Source organism: Saccharopolyspora taberi (assembly GCF_039534165.1).
Lineage (GTDB): Bacteria > Actinomycetota > Actinomycetes > Mycobacteriales > Pseudonocardiaceae > Saccharopolyspora_D > Saccharopolyspora_D taberi.
In genome coordinates this window covers 221,711-242,185 of record NZ_BAAAUX010000014.1, presented here as the reverse complement: position 1 = coordinate 242,185, position 20,475 = coordinate 221,711, and the positions used below count along the sequence as shown (strand labels likewise).

The following is a 20,475-nucleotide window of genomic DNA, read 5'->3' as shown; positions in this document are numbered from 1 at the left end:
CCCGGTCCACAGTTGCAGGAGCGTGTGGTCTTGGCGGACGGCCTGCTCGCTATTTCGGTGCTTGGAAGCCGCCGGTCGTGTGCTCGAGCAGTTCGGCCAGCCGCAGCGGGGTGCGGTCCTCGAACATCGGGCCGATGATCTGCACTCCGACCGGCAGGCCCTCGGGGGACCGGCCCGCGGGTATGGCGGTGGCGGGCAGCCCGGGCATGGTGGCCAGGCCGGCCCAGACGAGCTGGTCGAAGTACGGGTACTCGACGCCGTCGATGTCGATGCGCCGTTCCAACGGATTGGGGTTGTGGTCGTGCGGGAACGCGGGCGTCGGCGTGATCGGGCACACCACGGCGTCGAACTCGGCGAACAGCTGCCGCCAGCCGTGGCGGTGGAGTTCGCGACGGGTGTTCGCCTCGATCCAGTCGCGGTGGCTGAACACCATGGCGCGCAGCCGCACAGCGTCAAGACTCTGGTCGCCCGCACTCAGTCCGGCGGCGCGGGTCCGCAGCTGCTCGTGCGATTCGATGGGAAAACGCGCAACGGAGCCCGAAATCAGCAACTGCATGTAGAGCCTCGCGGCTTCGGTCAGATCGGGCAGCAGCGGACTGTGCCGTTCGACGCGGGCACCGCCGTCGACGAGCGCGGCGGCCACCCGGTTCACGCCCGCCCGCACGGCGGACCCGGTCGGAATGAGCGGATGCTCATCGAGGACCAAGACCCGGAAGTCGCCGAGCCGCTCATGGCGCGCGGGCGGCAGCGTCAACTCGTGCGCTATGCCGAGCGTCAGCGGGTCCGGTCCGGCCATGACGTCGAGCAGGAGCGTGAGGTCGCGGGCGGTGCGCGCCATCGGACCGACGACGGCGAGGTCGAGGTCGACCGGCAATGCCGGCTCGGACGGGGGGACCATGCCGCGGGTTGCCGCCAGCCCGAGTGTCGGCTTGTGCGCGTAGATGCCGCAGAAATGCGCGGGGGTGCGCAGCGAACCGGCGAGGTCGGAGCCGATGGACAGCGCACCGAACCCGCACGCCAGGGCCGCCGCCGACCCGCCGGAGGAACCGCCCGAGGTGCGACCGTGATCCCACGGGTTGTTGGTGGTGCCGTAAATCTCGTTGAAGCTCTGGATGTCTTGCAGCCCCAAGGGCACATTGGTCTTAGCGAGCACCACCGCGCCCGCGGCCTTGAGTCGCGACACCTGTACCGCGTCCTCAGCCGGCACATAGTTCCGGTGCGGCGGCATGCCCCAGGTCGTGGGCAGCCCGGCCATGTTGTACGACTCTTTGACCGTCACCGGAATGCCGAGCAGCGGCCGATCCTCACCACGCGCGCGTGCCTGGTCGGCACGGTGTGCGGCGGCCCGCGCACGGTCGAAGTCCGGCACGCAGATCGCGTTGATCACCTCGTCATCGCGCTCAATACGGGCGATCGCCTCGTCGGTCAATTCCACCGAGGTCACCTCACCGGCACGCAACGCGACCGCGAGCTCTTCGGCCGACCGAAAATTCCACTCCATGAATCCGAAGCTATCGGCCTGCCGCAGAGGCCATGAAATCCCGTTTCGCGCAACAGGGAAGCCGAACGGGCCACCTTCACCGGCGAAGTCGCGCACTCGTTCTGCCATCGAAGACGGCCCACCGCAGGTCACAGCACCCACAGTGAGCCAACTCCACCCGCACAGGCCATGAAATACCGCGTCGCGCAACAGGACGGATGTCTCAATCCTTGCCCGCCGACCATTGACGTTCCCGATCGCCCAGTGGAGCCTGCCCAAAACATCGTTTGCCGACGAGCAATTGTCGTCATGTTCCTCAACGTCCGCTCATGCCGCTGGGTGGCCGTTCGCGAGTGCGGCTACGCGGCCCTCACATCGAGATTCAGGAGTTTGTCCATGTCAAGCAGGAACCTGTCGGTGTTGGCGTAGCCGGGCGACAAAGTCCTGCCCTGACGGTGCCGCCAGCGAGCAACACCGCGCCTGACACGCCAGTTATCCAGTCAGGGCGAGGGTTTCGGCGAGATCCTTGGCTTCGGCGAACCGTCCCTGATCGGCGAGGGCAATCAGGATCCTGCACTGGGATGTCCCGGGGCAGCAAGCGCGGTGATCTATCTCATAGAAGGCCACCGCGTGCGCGTTACGGGGGTCCGCATCACCGGGAATGCGCATGGACGAGCGCGGCGCTCGACGCGGTCACCGCAGTCTTCACAGGCCATCCATCGGCGTTCGTGCGCACGTCCGCCGCTCGCTCGCGCAGCTGGTCGGCTTCGGCGCGCTCATCGACGCGGCGCGCCTGGCGATCGAGGAACTCGGCAAAGTTGTGCTGATCGGCCCGGTGCCAGGCGATCTGGTCGCGGTGCAAGTCCGCCAGCGGCCGGGTGCCGATCTTACGGGGATAAGCCTTGGCGAGGCGCCATACCAGTCGGGCGCAGGCCAGGGCGTCCCCGGCCGAGTCGTGCGCTTCGTCCAGCCGGACCCGGTAGTGGGTGCACAGATCACCGAGGGTGCGTTTGCCCTTGCGGTAGCGGTCCAGGTGTTTGTCGATGCACCGCGGATCCACCACCGAGCCAACCATTTCCAGGTCGCGCTGGTGGTGGCGGCGTAGCTCGGCGTGCAGCAGCGACAGGTCGAACGGGGCATTGAAGACGCACAACGGTGTCGATTCGCTCCAGTCCGCCGTGAGCACGTCGGCGACCTCGGCCACCACGACGGCGGCATCGCGTCCGTGCTGGCGGGCATAGTCGGTACTTACGCCGTGGATCTCGGTGGCCTCGGCGGGGATGTCCACTCCCGGATTGGCCAGCCATGTCCGGACATCCGGGGACTTGCCAGGAACGATCGAGATCACCGTGGCCGTGACGATCCGGTCAGTGGCCGTGTCGGTGCCGGTGGATTCGAAATCGAGGGCCAGCAGCGGCCCGTCAGCCCATGACTCCACGAAGTCGGTCATGGGCGCACAGTATCGAGATCATCCGACACCGCCCTCAGGGATGTTGTCTCGCCGTGTGGAGGGTGCGACGGGGTCGTGGCGATGCAGTGCGGCGTGCAGGCTGGCGCGCAGCGCGTCGTCGTCGTGTTGGAGGACCTCGGTGAGGTCGGCACGGAGTTGCTCGTTGCGAGCGCGCTCGTCGTGTGCCGCGGCCCGGAGCGTGGCGAGTTCCTCGGTCAGGGCACGGACCTTGTCGTGGAGCGGGCCGAGATTGTCGGCGTAGGCACGGGTGGCTTCGGCCAGTCGTTCGGTGAGCTCGGTGCTGCGGCGCTCGGCGGCGGTCTGTGCGGCCTGCAGACGCTGGGTGAAGTCATCGCTCTGCGAGCGCAAGCGCTGATCGTAGTCCTCGCTGAGCGTGCGGCGCAGGTCCCGCTGCGCCTGTTCATGGTCGCGCCGCAGCGCATCGATGCGGTCGAGCGTGGAGGCGCGTTCTTCTGCCAGGGTGTTTTGCAGCTCGGTGATGCGCTGGTGGCTCTGGGCAGCCTGGTCGAGTGCGGCCTGCCGATCGGCGTGCGCGCGGGTGGCCTCGCCCCGGGCGGCGTCGCGATCGGTGATTGCTCGGTCGCGCTCGACGATCGCCTCGGAGGCGCGGGACTCGGCGGCGGCGTGCTCGGCCTGGGCTGCCCCGGCGTGTTCCCGGGCCTCCGCGGCCGCGGCCACGGCCTCGTCGCGTTCGGCTACGGCCGTGCGCGCGGCTTCCTCCGCGGCTGCGCGTTTCGCGTCGGCGGTCTCGCGGGCGGCCAGCGCCCGGGCGAGTTCGGCGGCGGCGAGCTTCTCGAGCCCGGCGATTTCCTCGTGCACCGGGCTCAGCACGGCCTTCAGATCGGCCAGGCGGAGGCGCAGCCCGTCGAGATCCACCTTGGTCATCGGCTGGTCCGGTCCGTAGACCTGCATCCAGATCTCGCGGTGCTCGTCCAGCATCGCGCAGGTGATCGTTTTCGTGCCCCACTTGCCGTAGCGGTCCGTGTTCGCGGGGCAATACGGCGTGGGACGTCCACCCTTGGGTGGCGCAGGCGGCAGCGGCGCGCCGCAGTAGGCGCACGCCGCCTCCCCGCCGTCTGCCAAGGCTCGCAAGGTGCGCTCACGCCGCTCCGCGCGACTGCCCTGCCGGGGCGGCGGCTCCGGCCTTCCCTCGGCGTCCCGTTCGTCCTCCGACGGTCCCGCGGCGGTCCACTCCGGCGCCATGCACCCTCCCAGCTCTTCTGCCTGCACAAACGTCGTCATCAAGATCAGAGGTTACGAATCATAACATGAGTTCTAGGTTTTGAACCTAGAACTCAGCGAGTCGAGCGCCCGACCCGAGTCATATGAATAAGGAGGATTATCGATATGATCTAGCGGAACAGGCCGAGACGGCTCCCCAAACCCCGTGACAGGGCGCCGAAAACTGGGGACCGCCCCCCAAAACGGATGAAACGGACAGGAGGGTGCTGGTGACCCACGAGGTGGCCCTGGCGGGCCAGCCCGACAAGACCACCCGGGAACGCTTCGCGGAGTTCCTGCGCATCTACACGTCGCTGAACACCCGCATCGCCTACGCCACCGATCTGGGCATCCCGCTGGACTGGGTCCCCGGCTACGCCCCACCAGACCCGCGGCGCAGGCGGGGCCGGACCAGGCGCACCGAACCCACCGGCCTGGAATGGCTGACCTGGTGCCTGCGCAACGGCTTCGCCTCCTTCGCCGACATCCGCGTCGAGCACGTCGAACGCTGGCTCGACGAACTGGCCCGGGCCGGCTACCGCGACGCCACCCGCGCCCGGATGCTCTCGGCCGTCTCGGCGTTCTACCGCAAGTACCTCATGCGCGAAGGGCTCGCCGAGCACAACCCGGCCGCCCTGGTCGACCGCTCAGCCCAGCACCTCAACCGCGCCACGGGCACGCCCTCCCAGACCGCGATGTGGTCCTTCCAAGCCTGCCGCGCGCTCCTGCTGGCCGCCTACCTGCTCGCCGAGCACCGCCGCGACGGCCACCGCGACCGCGCCATGGTCGAAGTCCTGATCGGCACCGGAATCCGCGCCGAAGAACTCGTCGGCGTCAACCTCGCCGACTACCACCGGCCCACCCCCGGCGGCCCCGCCGCGCTGCGCGTGCACGGCAAAGGCGCCAAGGACCGCCGGGTCGCCCTGGCCGCACCCGTCGCCGACGCCGTCGATGCCTACCTCGCCCAGCGGGTCCCCGCCTCCGCGCCCGCCCTGCCAGGCCACAGCGGGCGCCCCGGCAGCGAACCGCTGTTCGTCACCAGCACCAGCACCCGCGTGCACGTCACCCACGTCCGGGCCGTGCTCCGGCGGCTGTGCGGTATCTTCGCGCCCGCTCCCGGCGCCCGCCCGCCCCGCGCCCGCTGGCTCGCCGACCTGCTCACCGGACCCGACGCCGCGTTCATCGCCACCCACCTCGCCCCGCTGCGCGAGACGATCCACCCGCACTCGGCCCGCCACTCCTACGCCACCCACGCCATCGAGCGCGGCGCCGACCCCCGCCAGGTCCAGCGCGACCTCGGGCACGCGGCACTGGCCACCACCGAGGGCTACCTGCACGACGCCGACAACCTCGCCAACTCCGCCGCCCACGAACTGTCCCCGGCCCTGCACCGGGGCTGGCTCGCGACCGATTAGCCCCAGCACCCGCCGAAAGATCGATACTCTGGGTGTCGGCCTGTCGACGCTGGGGGAGCGATGTGGGGACAACAGCCGCAACAGCTTCAGCAACCCGAAAGCGGTGGGAGAGTAGCGCTGCGCGTGCTCGCGGTGGTGTTCTTTCCCTGGTCAACCGCCAGATTCCTGCTCAAACCCGCGATCGGGCCGCAGCCCCGGGACCGGCTGCTGGACCGGATCGGGTTCTGGCGGGCGGTCATCGGACTGGCCGCCGTCGCCGTGGCGAGCACCCCCTATCTGTCCGTCCGGGCCGTCCTGGGAAACGCCCAGGAGAAAGCGCTGCTCACCGCGCAGTACGCCATGATCGGCCTGCCCCTGGCCTTCTTCGTCCTGCTCGCCGCGACCCGCTCGGCCTACCGCCACGAATTCGTCGGCAGGACACCGCGGCTGGTGCGCCGCGTCGCAACCGTAATCGCCTGCTACGGCGTGCTGTTCGGGTACGCCTTCGCCGTCATGGGCTTTTTCAGCCTGTTCAACGGTGAGCTCAGGGGAGTCCAAGCGCTGCTGGCGCTGGCCTCCCTGCCCGGTCTGATCCTCACCGGCCTGTGGTGCGCCGTGTTCTTCGCGTGCACGATCTACTGGGCCGCGCGGACCAGCTTCTGGCTCGGCGAGATGCATCCGCTGCTGGCGCCGGTCGGATCGGTCGTGCTGGTGCTGGTGGTCACCGCCAGGGAAACGTACCTGCGGGAGACCAACGGCCTGCCGTCTCCGCTGTGGCTGAGCCTGAACATCTGCGGGTTGATCTCCACGCTCGCGCTGGCGTTCTGGGAATACCGGCACCTGCGCGCCTCCGGATACCGGTTCCGGGAGGGCCCGAACCCGACCTACCGGCCACCGGTTGCAACGTCACGGTGACGAAACAGATCCGGTCAGGAACGGCAGAACCAGGGGGAGCACGTCGGCCGATCTGCTCCAGCCGTTCTGATGATCGGCGCCGGGAAGCGAGAAGAACGGCGTGCCGGTGCGGTCGGCGAAGGTCCGCATCGGCTCGTGCCACGGATCGGCCGTGCCCGCGTACATCAGCATCGGCACACCGGCGCTCGCCAGATCGGCGTGCACACCCGGCTCGTGCAGGAACGCCTCGAAGTTCGCGCGCAGAGCGGCCGGATCCGCCGCCTCGATCACGGCGGCGAACACCGGATCGGCGCGGGCCGCCTGCTCCATGAGCGGATAGGGGTCGGTGTCAGCGGGGAGCCCGAAATGTTCGAGCACCATGTCGACCGCGGTGCGGAACCCGCCGATCGGATCGAACCCGCCGGCGACCAGCCGGGCGAGCCGTTCCGGAGCGTGCACGGCCACGGCGTAGCCGGTCAGCGCGCCCAGCGAGTAGCCCCAGTACGCCGCGCGGTCCGCGCCGACATCGTCGAGCACGGCGACGACCGACTCCGCGCGCCGGGGCAGCGCGTAGGCCGCCGGGTCGTGCGGGGCGCAGCTGGCTCCCAGGCCCAGCGGATCGATGGTGATCACCGTCCACGAGCCGGTCAGCGACCCGGTGTAACCGGCCCGGGACCAGTGGTCACCGACCTGGTACATGCCGGGATGCAGGACCAGGGGAGGGCCGTCCCCGGCGACCTCGTAAGCGATCTCGAACCCGTCGCGGCGTGCGATCGGCACCCAGTCCTCCTCGTGTCGGTGATCAAAGAGTACCGACACGAAAGCCGGAATCCCCGCCGTTCCAGCCAATTCAGCAGAAGAAACCACTGTGGACAGACATGCGCAGGCCGTCCCGCCCGGTGCTGCGACACACCACACCGGACCCCCAACTTGCATGGTCATTCATGGCAATGCATACTTCTCCTATGTCCAAGGTTCTCACCTCCCTGCCCACCGGCGAGCGCGTCGGCATCGCCTTCTCCGGCGGCCTCGACACCTCGGTCGCGGTCGCCTGGATGCGCGACAAGGGCGCCGTCCCGTGCACCTACACCGCCGACATCGGCCAGTACGACGAGCCCGACATCGCCTCGGTGCCCGGTCGCGCGTCGACCTACGGTGCCGAGATCGCGCGCCTGGTCGACTGCCGCGCCGCGCTGGTCGAGGAGGGCCTGGCCGCGCTGACCTGCGGCGCGTTCCACATCCGCTCGGCGGGGCGGCCCTACTTCAACACCACCCCGCTCGGCCGCGCCGTGACCGGGACGCTGCTGGTGCGGGCCATGCTCGAGGACGACGTGCAGATCTGGGGCGACGGCTCGACGTTCAAGGGCAACGACATCGAGCGGTTCTACCGCTACGGCCTGCTGGCCAACCCGCACCTGCGGATCTACAAGCCGTGGCTGGACTCCGACTTCGTCTCCGAGCTCGGCGGGCGCAAGGAGATGTCGGAGTGGCTGCTCGCCCACGGGCTGCCGTACCGGGACAGCACCGAGAAGGCGTACTCCACCGACGCCAACATCTGGGGCGCCACCCACGAGGCCAAGACGCTGGAGCACCTCGACACCGGCATCGAGACCGTGGAACCGATCATGGGCGTGCGGTTCTGGGACCCCGAGGTCGACATCGCCGCCGAGGACGTCACGATCGGCTTCGACCAGGGCCGCCCGGTCACCATCAACGGCGAGGAGTTCGCCACCCCGGTCGAGCTGGTGCTGGCGGCCAACGCGATCGGCGGACGCCACGGCATGGGCATGTCCGACCAGATCGAGAACCGGGTCATCGAGGCCAAGAGCCGCGGCATCTACGAGGCCCCCGGCATGGCGCTGCTGCACGCGGCCTACGAGCGGCTGGTCAACGCCATCCACAACGAGGACACCCTGGCCGCCTACCACAACGAGGGCCGGCGCCTGGGCAGGCTGATGTACGAGGGCCGCTGGCTGGACCCGCAGGCGCTGATGCTGCGCGAGTCGCTGCAGCGCTGGGTCGGCACCGCGATCACCGGCGAGGTCACGCTGCGGCTGCGGCGCGGTGAGGACTACTCGATCATGGACACCACCGGTCCGGCGTTCAGCTACCACCCGGACAAGCTGTCGATGGAGCGCACCGAGGACTCGGCGTTCGGCCCGGTGGACCGGATCGGCCAGCTCACCATGCGCAACCTCGACATCGCCGACTCGCGCGCGAAGCTGGAGCAGTACGCGGGCCTGGGCATGGTCGGCACCGGCCACCCCGCGCTGATCGGCGCCGCCCAGGCCGCCTCGACCGGGCTGATCGGCGCGATGCCGCAGGGCGGCGCCGACGTCATCGCCTCCCGCGGCCAGGACTCCGGCCCGGACGCCACCCTCGACCGCGTCGCGATCGAGTCCGGCACCGACTGACCCCGCCGGGCCGTCGCGGCGTCCTGCCCGGGCGCCGCGACGGCCCTACGCGGCCCTGGCGAGTTCGGCGGAGTAGTCCGGCACGGTCATCGTGGTGACCTTCTGGCCCTCCCGGAGCATCCAGTTCAGGAAGAAGTCCTTGCTCAGCAAGGAGTTGCGCACGCGCAGCCCGAGCGCGGTGGCGGGAGCGAGGAACTTGCCCGTCCGGTCGCCGCCCTTCTGGCATCCCTGCGCGTAGTCGCGCAGCGTGGCCTCGTACCGCGCGAAACCGGTGCGGTAGTCGTCGCCCGCCCTGGCCAGCTCCCCGGCCAGCACGTAGGCGGCGACCACCGCTGTTCCCGTGCCCATGCCGCCGATGGTCGCCCCGCAGGCCGCGTCGCCGACGAGGCCGATCCGGCCGGTCGACCAGCAGGGCACGTCGACCCGGCTGATCGAGTCGAAGTACAGCTCCGGCGCCTCCGGCAGCGATCGCAGCAGTCGCGGAACCTCCCATCCCAGACCGGAGAACGCCGTCTCCACCAGTTTCTTCTGCTGGCCGAGGTCGTGGCGGTCGTAGTCCAGGCGGGGAGCGGCGAACACGACGAACGCGCCCGCCCGGTCCGGATCGCGGTGGTCGACGCCGACCGAGGCGAACCGCCCCGGAGCGTTGAACCCGACCGAACCCTCGGCCACCCGCAGGTCGTTGGGCATCGCCCACGTCGCGGCGTAGTAGCCGAGGTGGCCGACGTAGTCCCGCTCGGGGCCGAAGGCCAGCCGCCGCACCTGGGAGTGCAGGCCGTCCGCGCCGATCACCAGGTCGAACTCGCGCGCGGGCGCGTGCCGGAACCCGACCCGCACGCCCGAGGCGGTCTCGTCGAGGCTGGTGATCGAGTCGCCGAAGACGTACTCGGTGGTGGGCAGGCTGTGCTCGTGGAGCACGCGCACCAGATCACCCCGCGGCACCTCCACGTCGCCACCGGCGAACTCCGCGGGCAGGTGCAGCAGGACCCGCCCGCTCTCGTCGACGAAGCGGATCGGGCTCCCGCCCGTGCGCAGCTGGCGAAGCCGGGGGAGCACTCCCATCCGTGAGAGCACCGACAGGTGCGTGTCGCCGCGGAAGTCGACCGCCTGCCCGCCGTCGCGCAGCGCGGGCGCCCGCTCGACGACGGTGGGGCGGAATCCGTAGCGGCCCAGCCAGTAGGCCAGCGCAGGCCCGGCGACGCTCGCGCCGGAGATCAGGACGGTTCGGGTCATGGCTCCCCCAGAAACTGCTTCCGCAGGACACGGTAATTACTGTGTACGATAGACACAGTTCGATGACGGCGGCAAGGACGGGTACGGATGAACGACGAGCACACCGCGACCGCGCGGCTGCTGTGGGAGCCGCGAACCACCGCCGCACGCGGTCCCAAGCCCACGCTCGACCTGGAACGCATCGCCCGAGCCGGCATCGGCGTCGCCGACTCGGAGGGCCTGGCCGCGGTGTCGATGCAGCGGGTCGCCGCCCAGCTCGGCGTCACCAAGATGGCGCTGTACCGCTACGTGCCGGGCAAAGCAGAACTCGTCGCCGTCATGGTCGAGACCGCGATCAGCGACCCTCCGGAACCGGTGGAACAGGACTGGCGGGGCCGGCTCGACGCGTGGGCCCGCGCGCTGGCCGAGGTCTTCGACGGCCATCCGTGGCTGCTCGACGCCACCATCGGCCCCCGCGTCATGGGGCCGGTCGAACTGGGCTGGCTGGAACGCGCTGTCGCCGCCCTCGACGGCACCGGGCTCACCGGCCCGGAGCGGATGGACGCCGCCGTGCTGCTGACCGGCCACGTGCGCTCCCTGGCCCAGCAGGCCCGCGCTTCCGGTCCCGGCGCGGAAGCGCAGCTCGGCGCACTGCTCGCGGAGCTGATGCGGACCCACGGCAGCCGTTTCCCCGCCCTCACCGCCGCGCTCGCCGACTCCGGCGGGAGAGATCAGGCGTGGGAGTTCGGCCTGCGACGGATCCTCGACGGGCTGGCCGTGCTCATCGACGATCGAGCCTAGGCCGGCGCCTTCTCCTGGCCGTCAGTGTCGTCGTCGGTGTCGTCTGAGGGTGCGGCGATCGCCAGCCGGGCCACCACGGCGTCGGCGACCTCCTCGGCCTGCTCCTGCGGTAGCCCGCGGTGCAGGGCCGCGTCCAGCACCCGCTGCCGCACCTCGCCGAGCTGCTCGGGGGTCAGCTCCGGAACCTCCGGAGCCGCGCCGCGCTTCCTGCCGAACAGCTTGCGCAGCGCGTTCTTCGTCCCGGTGGCGGCGCTGTCGACGGCGGTCTCGGTGACCTGCTTGACCACCTGGTCCAGCACCAGCCAGACCACCGGGGTCACCATGACCGCGAGCTCACCGAGGCCGAAGCCCAGCGGATCCCGCTGCCGGTCCCGGCGGCCCAGTCGCCGCACGACCGTGTCGTCGTCGAACCGGGACAGCCCGTCCACGACCGGCAGCTCCTCGTCCGCGACCTGCTCGACCACGTCCCGCACCACATCGCGCACCCGTCTCGATCGCGTCGCGGCGGCGCGCTGCTCGGGCGAACCCATGACTCCCCCAGGTGGTCGGTGCTGTCGGCCTGCTGGTGCCAGCCTGGCCTGCGCCCGCCGACGTGACGAGGTCCGAACGGCTGAAACCGGCCGGGCTGCTAGCGTCCGGTCATGATCAGCGGTGTGCGCGCGGCGTTCGACCGGTTCAACGCCGCGCACCCCTGGGATCACAACCGGCACTACCACCGGTGGATCCTGCGGCAGCTCCCCGCGCGGTTCGGCCGCGCGCTCGACGTCGGCTGCGGCAGCGGTGAGCTGGCGCGTGCGCTGGCCGAGCGTGCCGACAGCGTCGACGCGATCGACCAGGACCCGGAAATCCTGCGGCACGCGGGCGACATCCCCCGGCACAACATCCGGTTCCGGCAGCAGGACGCGCGCGAGCTGCCACCGGGCGGCGACTACGACGTGATCACCTGCGTCGCCACCCTGCACCACCTGCCCTTCGCCGAGACGCTGCGGACGCTGCGCGCGAATCTCGCCCCGGGCGGCAGGCTGGTCGTTCTCGGCGTCTACCAGCCGCAGACGATCGGGGACTGGACGCTGGCCCTGATGGCTGTCCCGGCGAACCTCGCGGTGGGATGGGCGAAATCGCCGCGCGGCGGGAAGCGTCCGGTCGCGATGACCGCGGTGACCCGTCCCGCCTCGATGCCGCTGGCCGAGATCCGGCGGGTGGCCGCCCGCGAACTGCCCGGCGCGCGGATCCGCAGGCACCTGTTCTGGCGCTATTCCCTGGTTTTCGGCAGGTAGTCGTGGTGCAGGCCGTCGACCGAGAAGATCAGGTCGGTGCGGCCCCGGTACATCGCGAGGATGCGGGCGAAGTGGTCGCTCATCGCCGCGTCGAAGTCCGCCCCGCCCTCCAGCAGCCACCGCGCCCCGGAGACGATCTCGTCGAGGTCGCCGGTGATCCGCTCCGCGGACATGCTGGGGGAGCGCGGCCCGTCGTCGGGCACCGGCTCGGGATCGTTGCCGAGCATCACGTAGCACGGGAACCGGTCGATGTCGGGCAGCACGGAGTAGAACGGCACCCCGGGGTTGAAGTAGTACTCGGCCCACTTGTTGCCCGCCAGCACCAGCCACGGTGTGCCCACGGCCATGGCCGCGAACGCGAACCCCGAGTGCGGCGAGAACAGCAGGTCGCAGCGCTGCACCGCGGCGAGCTGCTCGGCGAGCGGCACGTCGACCGCCCACAGCGCCGTCGGCACCGCCGCGGCCAGGGCGTCGAACTCCGCGCGGGAGAACCCGGTGCTCGTGCGGCCGTCGTCGGCGAGCTTGCCGACGAAGCAGAACCGCGCCCGCGGGTACTGGTCGAGCAGCGCGGCGAGCATCCTGCGCCAGGACTCCAGCGACGGGTACATCCACCGCTGGTCGCTGCCCGCGGGCAGCACGGCGATCGTCGGCCCCTCGCCGTCGGGCACGGCCTCGGCCGCCCACTCCCGCGCGGGCGCGGGCAGTCGCAGCTCCAGCCGGCTGCGCGGCCGGTACGAGGGCTGCGGGCTGCCGACCTGGTGGTGCCCGCGCCGCGCGCGGAAGTGCTCGGCCGACAGCCGGTAGTACTCGGCCAGGCCGGGGAAGATGTCGTGCTGCCACTGCTGGTGGCCGCGGGGGTCGTCGACCACCCAGTCCCAGTCGCGGGGCAGGTGGTCGAGCGCGCCCGGCGGCACCTGCCCGAACACGTCGAAGTCCACTGTGTACACCTCGTCGACGAACGGGCTCCAGTGCGCGAGGTCGACCGCGGTGTTGGCCTTGAGCACCACGCCGATCCGCCGCGCGGGATCGGCCGCCCGGTAGCCGAGGCAGTGCTGCACCGCCTCGACGGCGTGACCGACTGGGTGGCAGTAGACGAAGTTGACCAGGACCGACTCCGGGGCGTGCGCGCTCATCACCTCGCACCTTATGAGCGCGCGCCACTGGTTTTCCCGCTTCAGGGAAGGGCGTCGAGCGCGGCCAGGATGTCGGCGGGTTCGGCGCGCCGGGAGTAGTCGGTGTCGACGAAGGCCCAAGCGACGGTGCCGGTGCGGTCGATGACGTAGGTGGCGGGCAGCGGCAGGGTGCGGGCGTGCCCGGCGTTGACGCGCTGGAGGTCGAAGCCCAGCCGCTCGTAGACCGCGGCCAGTTCCTCGGAGAGGTCGAACGCGATGCCGAAGCGCTTGGCCACTTCGGACCCGATGTCGCTGAGCACCGGGAACGCCAGCTCGTGCTTGTCGGTCAGCGACAGCGACTCGTCGGCGATCTGCGGTGAGACGGCGACCAGTTGCGCGCCGCGGGCGCGCAGCGCGTCGAGGTGCTGTTGCAGGGCCCGCAGGGCGATGTTGCAGAACGGGCACCAGGCTCCGCGGTAGAAGGTCAGCACCACCGGGCCTTCGGCCAGCAGTTCTTCGAGTGCGACCGGCGTGCCGGTGGCGGAGGGCAGGGTGAACTCCGGCGCTCGCGCCCCGGCACCCAGGGCCTGCTCGGCCAAGCCGGAGGCGGCGAGGTCGGCGGCGTTGCGGTTCATGGTCGCCCGGACGTCCTCCGGCAGCCGCCGTTGGCCCTCGGCATGCATGGCTCGCAGTTCGTCGCGCAGGGTCATCCGGTGCCTCCCGAAAATCTTGGAACGATCATTTCAAGATTCCCGTACCGGGTGGCGGCCGTCAAGGACTATCTTGGAACCGCCGTTCCAGGACATTGCGAGACGACCATGCCCGACATCAAGCACTTCGATCCCGACACCGCGCTCGAACGCGTCGAGGAGCTGTTCTGGCAGCACGGCGCGGCCACCACCTCGATCCAGGCCGTCGCCACCGCGACCGGGCTCAACCGGTCCAGCCTCTACGCCACCTTCGGCGGCAAGCGGGAGCTCTACCTGGCCGCGCTGCGCCGCTACCGCCGCCTGCGCGCCGAACCCGCACTGCGCCTGCTCGCCGAGGACGAGCGGGGACTGCCCGCCATCGAGGAGTTCTTCACCCAGCTCGTCGGCGTCCGCTGCACCGGCGCCTACGCGGGCTGGGGCTGCATGATCGTCAACGCCCACACCGGAACCGACCGCCAGGACCCCGATGTGCAGGCGGTGCTTGAAGAACACCACCGACAGCTGCGCGATTCGATGCACGCCGCACTGGAAACCGCGCGCCGCCGAGGACAGCTCGCCGACGCCACCGACACTGCCACCACCGCCGACGTGCTCGCGCTCCTGGCCTATGGCGTCAACCTCCGCTCCCGCGCCGGAGCAGACGCCACGACACTGCGCGGCACGGTCACCGCTGCCCTCGACGCGCTGCGACCGCAGGGCTAGCCGGGGCTTGAGGGACATGTAGAGGAATCCCCACCTCAGCCGGGGATTCCTCGGTGAGCGTTGCACAGTGCGCCGCGGCGGCTTAGTCAGCGGTGTGCTTGTGGTGCTGCTGGCCTGCCTCGCTGGCGCTGTCGGCGATCCTCTGCAGCGCGGCGATGTGCCGGGTCAGCGCAGCGCGCCCGGTTTCGCTGAGGTTGAGCCAGGTGCGCGGCCGTTTGCCGACGTAGCCCTTCTCCACCTCGACGTATCCGAGCCGGTCCAGCGCACTGACCTGTTTGGACAGTGCCGAGTCGGACAGGCCGACGGAATCCCGGACGTAGCTGAACTCCGCCCAGCGTGTCGCCGCCAGCAGCGACACGATCGACAGCCGCGTCGGGTCCAGCAGTGCGGTGTCCAGCTGGCCGTGCTCATGCATGCGTGCGCCTCCGCATTCGGGCGCGCAGCGGTTCCCATCCGAAGATCAGCACGGCCAGCAGTGCCATACCGATCGTCGTGGGAAACTGCACATGTGCGGCACGCAGGACCGCCGCCAGCAGGAGTGCCAGTACCGCCGCCACGGCCAGTCGGCCCACGCGCGCGCCCATGGAGACCTCCGTGGCAGGCATGCGTTGGTTCCTCCTTGACCAGAAAAACTTGCTTCCCCGTCATGTTGTTGCCTACTGGGAAAGTACAGGAGCACTTTCCTGTCGGACAAGTACATTCCGCAGGCGGAACCGACGGCTGCCCTTGAACTGGCCGACGCGAGATACACCGGCGGAATTCCGTTGGCGGAAGACGCAAATCCGGGTCGCCGCACTTGACACACCTCGGGTGTCGCGCGTCTCCTCGTCTGCACACGGGCGTTCCAAAGGGCTGATCCCCATGCCACAAGTCGTTTTCAGCGTCGACCAGTCGAAGTCCATGCGCGACCAGGCGGTCCCCGGGCACAACCGCTGGCACCCCGACATCCCGCTGGCCGCGATGGTCCTGCCGGGTCAGGAGTTCCGCGTCGAGTGCCGCGAGTGGACCGACGGGCAGCTCGGCAACAACGACTCGGCCAACGACGTGCGCGACGTCGACCTGGACTTGACCCACATGCTCTCCGGCCCGATCGGCGTGCAGGGCGCCGAACCCGGGGACCTGCTGGTCGTCGACATCCTCGACCTCGGGCCGGTGCCGCAGGAGACCGGCGGCGCCCCCGGCCAGGGCTGGGGCTACACAGGTGTGTTCGCCAAGGTCAACGGCGGCGGGTTCCTGACCGACCACTTCCCGGACGCCTACAAGGCGATCTGGGACTTCCACGGCCAGCAGGCCACCTCCCGCCACCTGCCCGGCATCCGCTACACCGGCATCACCCACCCCGGGCTGATCGGCACCGCCCCGTCGGCCGAGCTGCTGTCCCGGTGGAACCGGCGGGAGCAGGCGCTGATCGACACCGACCCGCACCGGGTCCCGCCGCTGGCGCTGCCGCCGACCCCGCCCGGTGCGCTCGCCGGGCAGGCCACCGGTGACGACGCCCGCAGGATCGCCGCCGAAGGCGCCCGCACCGTGCCCGCCCGGGAGAACGGCGGCAACCAGGACATCAAGAACTTCACCCGCGGATCACGCGTGTACTTCCCGGTGTTCGTGCCCGACGCCAAGCTGTCCATGGGCGACCTGCACTTCAGCCAGGGCGACGGCGAGATCACCTTCTGCGGCGCGATCGAGATGGGCGGCTACCTCGACCTGCACGTGGACCTGATCAAGGACGGCATGGCCAAGTACGGGGTGAGCACCAACCCGGTGTTCATGCCCGGCAACGTCGAGCCCCGGTACTCGGAGTTCCTGTCGTTCTCCGGCGTGTCGGTCGACCACGACACCGACACCAACCACTACCTGGACGCGACCGTGGCCTACCGCCGCGCCTGCCTCAACGCGATCGAGTACCTCAAGCAGTGGGGCTACACCGGCGAACAGGCGTACCTGCTCATCGGATCCGCGCCCGTGGAGGGCCGGATCAGCGGCGTCGTGGACATCCCCAACGCCTGCTGCACCCTCTACATCCCGACCGCGATCTTCGACTTCGACATCCGGCCCACCGCCGCGGGCCCGGTCCGGCAGGACCGCGGGCAGTGCGCCGTCACGTCGTGACGGGCGTTCACCGCCTCGTCAGAGCCCTGCCCACCTTCTTGACCAGGGTGGCGTGGCCGCGGTAAGCGTCGAGCTCGGTTCCCAAGCGCCCGATCGGTCGGTTCCTACAGCAGGCTCAGCTGGGTGGCCTTGGGCCGCCTCGGCGCGGAGTGCCGGACGTGTTCGGCGACGTCGGCGCCCAGGCCGGACAGGAACGGTGACGGCGTGCGGTCCTGCTCCCGGCCGTGCCGGGTGCGGCGGGCGGCGCGGGTGAGGAACAGGTGGTCCTGCGCGCGGGTCATGCCGACGAAGAACAGCCTGCGTTCCTCGGCGATGTCGTCGTCGGAGGCGGTCGTGCCGGGCCAGCGCAGCGGGAGCAGCCCGTCTTCGCAGCCGACGAGGAACACCACCGGGAACTCCAGGCCCTTGGCGGCGTGCAGCGTCAGCAGCGACACCGCGTCCGCCCTGGGGTCGAGGGTGTCGACTTCGGCGCCGAGCAGGATCTCCCGCCGGAAGCGGTCGAGGTCGTCGCCGCAGCGGTGCGCCAGCGGTGCCAGCACCTCGACCGCGCCGTTGATCCGCTCCTCCTCCGCGGTGGGCATCGTGGCCAGCACCGCGTCGGCGGCCCAGCGCACCCGCTGCGCCACGGTTCCGGAACGTTGCGAGGTGAGCGCGAGTTCGCGCATGAGGTCGTCGACGCCCGGGCGCGCCGAGAGCGGATCGTGCGAGCGCTTCTGCACCGGGAACCCGCAGCGGGTGAGCTCGTCGAGCACCGCGTGGGACTGCGAGTCGGTGCGGTAGAGCACGGCGATGTCGGCGAACCCGATGCCGCCGTGCCCGTCGCCGTCGACCCGTCCGGAATCCAGCGAGTGGAACGACGCGCCGCCGAGCAGCTGGTCGATGCTGCGCGCGACGAACGCCGCCTCGGCGCGCTCGTCGGCGGCCTCGTGCACCGCGATCCGGTGCGCGGCGCGGTCACCGGCCGCCAGCAGCGCGCGGTCGGCGACCAGCGTGCTGGGGCGGATGGCGGTGACCGCGCCGTCGAGGATGTGCTTGCCGCTGCGGTAGTTGCGGGTCAGCGCCACCACCGGGGCCTGCGGCCAGTCCTGCTGGAACCGCAGGAAGAACCCGACGTCGGCGCCGCGGAAGGAGTAGATCGCCTGGTCCGGGTCGCCGATCGCGGTCAGGTTGGCGTCCTCGGGGGCGAGCTGGCGCAGCAGCCGGTACTGGGTGTCGTCGACGTCCTGGTACTCGTCGACGGTGACCCACCGGTAGCGGCGGCGGCAGGCGGCGCGCAGCTCGTCGTCGGACTCCAGCAGTTCCACGGCGAGCACCACCAGGTCGTCGAAGTCGACGAGGTTGCGTTCCCGCAGCGCGGCGGTGTAGTCGGCCAGCGCCGGGGCGTGTTCGCCGGTGCGGCGGGCGTGGGACAGCTCGGTGCGCAGCTTGCGCGCCGAGCGTTCGTCCCCGGCGATGCCGGTGAGGATCTCGTGCTGGCAGGCGGCGTCGGCGAGCCCGAAGTCGGCGGCCAGTCCCGCTTTGCCGTGGTGGTCGCGCAGCAGTTGCAGGCCGAAGGAGTGGAACGTCGCGACCGTGGCGCCGGCCGCGGCCGTTCCGGCCAGGGCGTGCAGGCGTTCGGTCATCTCCTCGGCGGCGCGGCGGGTGAAGGTGATCGCCAGGCATTCCTCGGCGGGCACGCCGCGTTCGAGGATCAGGTGCGCGATGCGGTGGGTGACCGTGCGGGTCTTGCCGGTGCCGGGTCCGGCGACGATGAGCAGCGGCCCGCTTTCCACGGCCGCGGCCCGGCGCTGGTCCGGGTCGAGCCCGTCGAGCACCCCGCTGGTCCCGGCGGGCGCGGGCTCGGCCGGGGTCGCCGGTTGCGGGCGGGCCTGCGGCACCGGCTCCCGCACCGGCTCGGGCGCGGGCGGGGTGAACAGCGCGTCGTCGAACAGGGCGGAGGTGTGCCCGGTGCGCAGGCTTTGGACTTCGCCGGGCTGGAACAGGCGGATCGTGCCGTATTCGCCGTCGTAACCGGATTCCCGGATGACCTCGCCTCGGCGCAGCCGGTCGATCGCCTCGGCCAGCGGTGCCGAACTGCGGCGCAGGTCGTCGACCGGGACGTCTTCGAGGATCGACAGCTCCGGCCCGTGCGCGGCGGTGAGCCGGTCGATCTCGCCGAGGACCCGCTTGCTCTTGGGGCCCACACCCATGAGCTCGCCGACGATCTCCGGCAGCGGGATCAGGTTCCGGTAGCCGGCCGCGCCCTCCGGTCGCACGCCCGCGGGCCGGTCGGCGAGTTCGTGCACGCGGTGCAGGACGCCGACCGTCAGCGGCTTGCCGCAGGACGGGCACCGGCCGTCGTGGGCGCGGGTGGTGCCGGGGTCCATGCGCACCTCGCACTTGCGGTGCCCGTCGAGGTGGTACTTGCCCTCCTCGGGGAAGAACTCCACCGTCCCGCCGAACCCGTTGCCGGTCTCCAGCGCGCGTTTGACCGCGAAGTAGTCCAGGTCGGTGTCGAAGACGCTGGCCTCCCGGCCGAGCATCGGCGGGGAGTGCGCGTCGGAGTGGCTGACCAGGGTGTAGCGGTCCAGCATGGACACCCGCCAGTTCATCTCCGGATCGCTGGAGAGCCCGGTCTCCAGCGCGAAGATGTGCCCGGCGAGGTCGCGGTAGCAGTCGTCGATGCGGTTGAACCCGGCCTTGGAGCCCAGCACCGCGAACCACGGGGTCCAGATGTGGGCGGGCACCAGGTAGGCGCCGTCACCGCTTTCCAGCGTGATCTCCAGCAGGTCGCGGGAGTCCAGCCCCAGGATCGGCCTGCCGTCGGAACCGAGGTTGCCGATGCGGCCCAGCCGCCGGTTGAACTCCTCGGCCGCGGCGAAGTCGGGCATGTAGCAGAGGTGGTGGACCTTGCGCGTGAAGTCGCCGTACTTGTAGATCGTGGAGATCTCGACCGACAGCATGAACCGCACCTCGCCGGCGCAGGTGGGCGGCATGCCGCGGGAGAACTCCCGGTCGTGGTCGGGCTTCAACCGGAACAGCCCGGGCTCGGCCGGTTCGAGCACGTCCCGCAGGTGCGCGAACCACGCGGGGTGGGTGAAGTCGCCCGTGCCCACCAGGCTGATCCCCTTGCGGCGCGCCCACCACGTCAGGTGCTCGATGTCGCAGTCCTTGCTGCACGCGCGGGAGTACTTCGAGTGGATGTGCAGATCGGCGTAATAGCGCACCCGGCGATCTTGCCAGCACCACCGATCCGGCTCGATCGGGCCCGTCTCCGCCGGGCGGGCCCGACCGGGCTCTCACGCGCCGCCTGCCACCCCGATGAGGTTGCCCTCGGGGTCGGTGAACTGTCCGATCACCAGGTCACCGCCGGGTGCGTGCACGGGCCCCATCCGGCGCTTGCCGCCGAGGCTTTCGGCTTTGCGCAGCGCGGCCTCCACGCTGTCGACGTCGACGTAGACCAGCACTCGGCGCTGGTAACCCGCACCGCCGCCGACTCCGCCGTTGATCCCGCCGGTCGTGTTCCCATCGACGAAGCCGTAGTCGCCGGGTGCGGAGACGGCTTCGGTGGCCGCGTCTCCGACGCCGTACTCCCAGCCGAACAGCGCGCCGTAGTAGTCGCGCAGCGCGGCGGGGTCGGTGCCGATGATTTCGAAGTGCACCACTGGATCGGGCATGGTCGCCTCCTCGTCCGGCGTC

At 70.6% G+C, this 20,475-nt stretch carries 19 protein-coding genes; 7 read left to right on the top strand and 12 right to left on the bottom strand.

The features are described from left to right. Window positions 1-49: 49 nt before the first annotated feature. From ABD691_RS15250 to ABD691_RS15240, 3 genes are all read right to left on the bottom strand, one after another. On the bottom strand, window positions 50-1,501 hold the full coding sequence (locus ABD691_RS15250) for an amidase (RefSeq protein ID WP_344681290.1): 1,452 nt from the start codon (window positions 1,499-1,501) through the stop codon (window positions 50-52). 631 nt (window positions 1,502-2,132) lie between these two features. Continuing rightward, window positions 2,133-2,930: an exonuclease domain-containing protein gene (locus ABD691_RS15245; RefSeq protein WP_344680333.1), complete on the bottom strand. Its 798-nt coding sequence runs from the start codon at window positions 2,928-2,930 to the stop codon at window positions 2,133-2,135. An 18-nt stretch (window positions 2,931-2,948) separates the two neighbouring features. Next, window positions 2,949-4,193 (bottom strand): hypothetical protein, encoded by a 1,245-nt coding sequence (locus ABD691_RS15240; RefSeq protein WP_344680332.1) that lies wholly within the window; start codon window positions 4,191-4,193, stop codon window positions 2,949-2,951. A 209-nt stretch (window positions 4,194-4,402) separates the two neighbouring features. Between ABD691_RS15240 and ABD691_RS15235 the strand changes: the two genes are divergently transcribed. Together ABD691_RS15235 and ABD691_RS15230 are read left to right on the top strand one after the other, a co-directional pair. Then, window positions 4,403-5,587 carry a tyrosine-type recombinase/integrase gene (locus ABD691_RS15235; protein ID WP_344680331.1) on the top strand — a complete coding sequence of 395 codons (1,185 nt, stop codon included), beginning with the start codon at window positions 4,403-4,405 and terminating at the stop codon, window positions 5,585-5,587. A 123-nt stretch (window positions 5,588-5,710) separates the two neighbouring features. Beyond that, on the top strand, window positions 5,711-6,481 hold the full coding sequence (locus ABD691_RS15230) for a hypothetical protein (RefSeq protein ID WP_344680330.1): 771 nt from the start codon (window positions 5,711-5,713) through the stop codon (window positions 6,479-6,481). On the opposite strand, the gene ABD691_RS15225 is transcribed toward ABD691_RS15230, so the two are convergent. Continuing rightward, window positions 6,473-7,240, bottom strand: coding sequence for an alpha/beta fold hydrolase (locus ABD691_RS15225; protein ID WP_344680328.1), 768 nt, complete (start codon window positions 7,238-7,240; stop codon window positions 6,473-6,475). The two genes, ABD691_RS15230 and ABD691_RS15225, sit on opposite strands and share 9 nt — an antisense overlap. Window positions 7,241-7,425: 185 nt before the next feature. On the opposite strand from ABD691_RS15225, the gene argG reads away from it, so the two are divergent. Further along, complete coding sequence (gene argG, locus ABD691_RS15220; RefSeq protein ID WP_344680327.1) at window positions 7,426-8,874, top strand: argininosuccinate synthase; 1,449 nt, start codon at window positions 7,426-7,428, stop codon at window positions 8,872-8,874. A 45-nt stretch (window positions 8,875-8,919) separates the two neighbouring features. Here argG and ABD691_RS15215 read toward each other — a convergent pair whose 3' ends face one another. After that, complete coding sequence (locus tag ABD691_RS15215; protein WP_344680326.1) at window positions 8,920-10,107, bottom strand: FAD-dependent monooxygenase; 1,188 nt, start codon at window positions 10,105-10,107, stop codon at window positions 8,920-8,922. Between the two features lie 87 nt (window positions 10,108-10,194). Here ABD691_RS15215 and ABD691_RS15210 point away from each other — a divergent pair, with 87 nt between their 5' ends. Then, a complete protein-coding gene (locus ABD691_RS15210) occupies window positions 10,195-10,887 on the top strand; it encodes a TetR/AcrR family transcriptional regulator (protein ID WP_344680325.1) in 693 nt (230 codons plus the stop codon). Here the strand turns inward: ABD691_RS15210 and ABD691_RS15205 are convergent. Next, window positions 10,884-11,417, bottom strand: a complete 534-nt coding sequence (locus ABD691_RS15205; RefSeq protein WP_344680324.1) for a hypothetical protein — start codon at window positions 11,415-11,417, stop codon at window positions 10,884-10,886. The two genes, ABD691_RS15210 and ABD691_RS15205, sit on opposite strands and share 4 nt — an antisense overlap. Window positions 11,418-11,528: 111 nt before the next feature. On the opposite strand from ABD691_RS15205, the gene ABD691_RS15200 reads away from it, so the two are divergent. After that, window positions 11,529-12,164 (top strand): class I SAM-dependent methyltransferase, encoded by a 636-nt coding sequence (locus ABD691_RS15200; RefSeq protein WP_344680323.1) that lies wholly within the window; start codon window positions 11,529-11,531, stop codon window positions 12,162-12,164. Here ABD691_RS15200 and ABD691_RS15195 read toward each other — a convergent pair. Both ABD691_RS15195 and ABD691_RS15190 read right to left on the bottom strand, forming a co-directional pair. Then, on the bottom strand, window positions 12,140-13,297 hold the full coding sequence (locus ABD691_RS15195) for a glycosyltransferase family 9 protein (RefSeq protein ID WP_344680322.1): 1,158 nt from the start codon (window positions 13,295-13,297) through the stop codon (window positions 12,140-12,142). The two genes, ABD691_RS15200 and ABD691_RS15195, sit on opposite strands and share 25 nt — an antisense overlap. A 41-nt stretch (window positions 13,298-13,338) precedes the next feature. After that, window positions 13,339-13,986 (bottom strand): peroxiredoxin-like family protein, encoded by a 648-nt coding sequence (locus tag ABD691_RS15190; RefSeq protein WP_344680321.1) that lies wholly within the window; start codon window positions 13,984-13,986, stop codon window positions 13,339-13,341. A 108-nt stretch (window positions 13,987-14,094) separates the two neighbouring features. On the opposite strand from ABD691_RS15190, the gene ABD691_RS15185 reads away from it, so the two are divergent. Continuing rightward, entirely contained in the window at window positions 14,095-14,688 is a 594-nt protein-coding gene (locus tag ABD691_RS15185; RefSeq protein ID WP_344680320.1) for a TetR/AcrR family transcriptional regulator, read from the top strand. Window positions 14,689-14,770: 82 nt separating this feature from the next. Here ABD691_RS15185 and ABD691_RS15180 read toward each other — a convergent pair whose 3' ends face one another. Both ABD691_RS15180 and ABD691_RS15175 read right to left on the bottom strand, forming a co-directional pair. Next, the gene (locus ABD691_RS15180; RefSeq protein ID WP_344680319.1) at window positions 14,771-15,103 is read right to left on the bottom strand and encodes a winged helix-turn-helix domain-containing protein; all 333 of its coding nucleotides are present in this window, start codon (window positions 15,101-15,103) and stop codon (window positions 14,771-14,773) included. After that, window positions 15,096-15,293, bottom strand: coding sequence for a hypothetical protein (locus ABD691_RS15175; protein WP_344680318.1), 198 nt, complete (start codon window positions 15,291-15,293; stop codon window positions 15,096-15,098). Before ABD691_RS15175 ends, ABD691_RS15180 begins: the two co-directional genes overlap by 8 nt. Before the next feature lie 256 nt (window positions 15,294-15,549). Here ABD691_RS15175 and fmdA point away from each other — a divergent pair, with 256 nt between their 5' ends. Continuing rightward, on the top strand, window positions 15,550-16,797 hold the full coding sequence (fmdA, locus tag ABD691_RS15170; RefSeq protein ID WP_344680317.1) for a formamidase: 1,248 nt from the start codon (window positions 15,550-15,552) through the stop codon (window positions 16,795-16,797). Between the two features lie 104 nt (window positions 16,798-16,901). Here the strand turns inward: fmdA and ABD691_RS15165 are convergent, their stop codons facing one another. Together ABD691_RS15165 and ABD691_RS15160 are read right to left on the bottom strand one after the other, a co-directional pair. Then, the gene (locus ABD691_RS15165; RefSeq protein ID WP_344680316.1) at window positions 16,902-20,003 is read right to left on the bottom strand and encodes a UvrD-helicase domain-containing protein; all 3,102 of its coding nucleotides are present in this window, start codon (window positions 20,001-20,003) and stop codon (window positions 16,902-16,904) included. Between the two features lie 72 nt (window positions 20,004-20,075). Next, the gene (locus ABD691_RS15160) at window positions 20,076-20,453 is read right to left on the bottom strand and encodes a VOC family protein (RefSeq protein WP_344680315.1); all 378 of its coding nucleotides are present in this window, start codon (window positions 20,451-20,453) and stop codon (window positions 20,076-20,078) included. Window positions 20,454-20,475 lie beyond the last annotated feature (22 nt).

What these genes read in the sequence shown, in the direction of transcription:
- fmdA (WP_344680317.1), top strand. Translation starts at nt 15,550, where the DNA reads ATGCCACAAGTCGTTTTCAGCGTCGACCAGTCGAAGTCCATGCGCGAC.
- ABD691_RS15180 (WP_344680319.1), bottom strand. Translation starts at nt 15,103, where the DNA reads ATGCATGAGCACGGCCAGCTGGACACCGCACTGCTGGACCCGACGCGG.
- ABD691_RS15240 (WP_344680332.1), bottom strand. Translation starts at nt 4,193, where the DNA reads ATGACGACGTTTGTGCAGGCAGAAGAGCTGGGAGGGTGCATGGCGCCG.
- ABD691_RS15195 (WP_344680322.1), bottom strand. Translation starts at nt 13,297, where the DNA reads ATGAGCGCGCACGCCCCGGAGTCGGTCCTGGTCAACTTCGTCTACTGC.
- ABD691_RS15190 (WP_344680321.1), bottom strand. Translation starts at nt 13,986, where the DNA reads ATGACCCTGCGCGACGAACTGCGAGCCATGCATGCCGAGGGCCAACGG.
- ABD691_RS15210 (WP_344680325.1), top strand. Translation starts at nt 10,195, where the DNA reads ATGAACGACGAGCACACCGCGACCGCGCGGCTGCTGTGGGAGCCGCGA.
- ABD691_RS15185 (WP_344680320.1), top strand. Translation starts at nt 14,095, where the DNA reads ATGCCCGACATCAAGCACTTCGATCCCGACACCGCGCTCGAACGCGTC.
- ABD691_RS15245 (WP_344680333.1), bottom strand. Translation starts at nt 2,930, where the DNA reads ATGACCGACTTCGTGGAGTCATGGGCTGACGGGCCGCTGCTGGCCCTC.
- ABD691_RS15205 (WP_344680324.1), bottom strand. Translation starts at nt 11,417, where the DNA reads ATGGGTTCGCCCGAGCAGCGCGCCGCCGCGACGCGATCGAGACGGGTG.
- ABD691_RS15250 (WP_344681290.1), bottom strand. Translation starts at nt 1,501, where the DNA reads ATGGAGTGGAATTTTCGGTCGGCCGAAGAGCTCGCGGTCGCGTTGCGT.
- ABD691_RS15175 (WP_344680318.1), bottom strand. Translation starts at nt 15,293, where the DNA reads ATGCCTGCCACGGAGGTCTCCATGGGCGCGCGCGTGGGCCGACTGGCC.
- ABD691_RS15200 (WP_344680323.1), top strand. Translation starts at nt 11,529, where the DNA reads ATGATCAGCGGTGTGCGCGCGGCGTTCGACCGGTTCAACGCCGCGCAC.
- ABD691_RS15160 (WP_344680315.1), bottom strand. Translation starts at nt 20,453, where the DNA reads ATGCCCGATCCAGTGGTGCACTTCGAAATCATCGGCACCGACCCCGCC.
- argG (WP_344680327.1), top strand. Translation starts at nt 7,426, where the DNA reads ATGTCCAAGGTTCTCACCTCCCTGCCCACCGGCGAGCGCGTCGGCATC.
- ABD691_RS15215 (WP_344680326.1), bottom strand. Translation starts at nt 10,107, where the DNA reads ATGACCCGAACCGTCCTGATCTCCGGCGCGAGCGTCGCCGGGCCTGCG.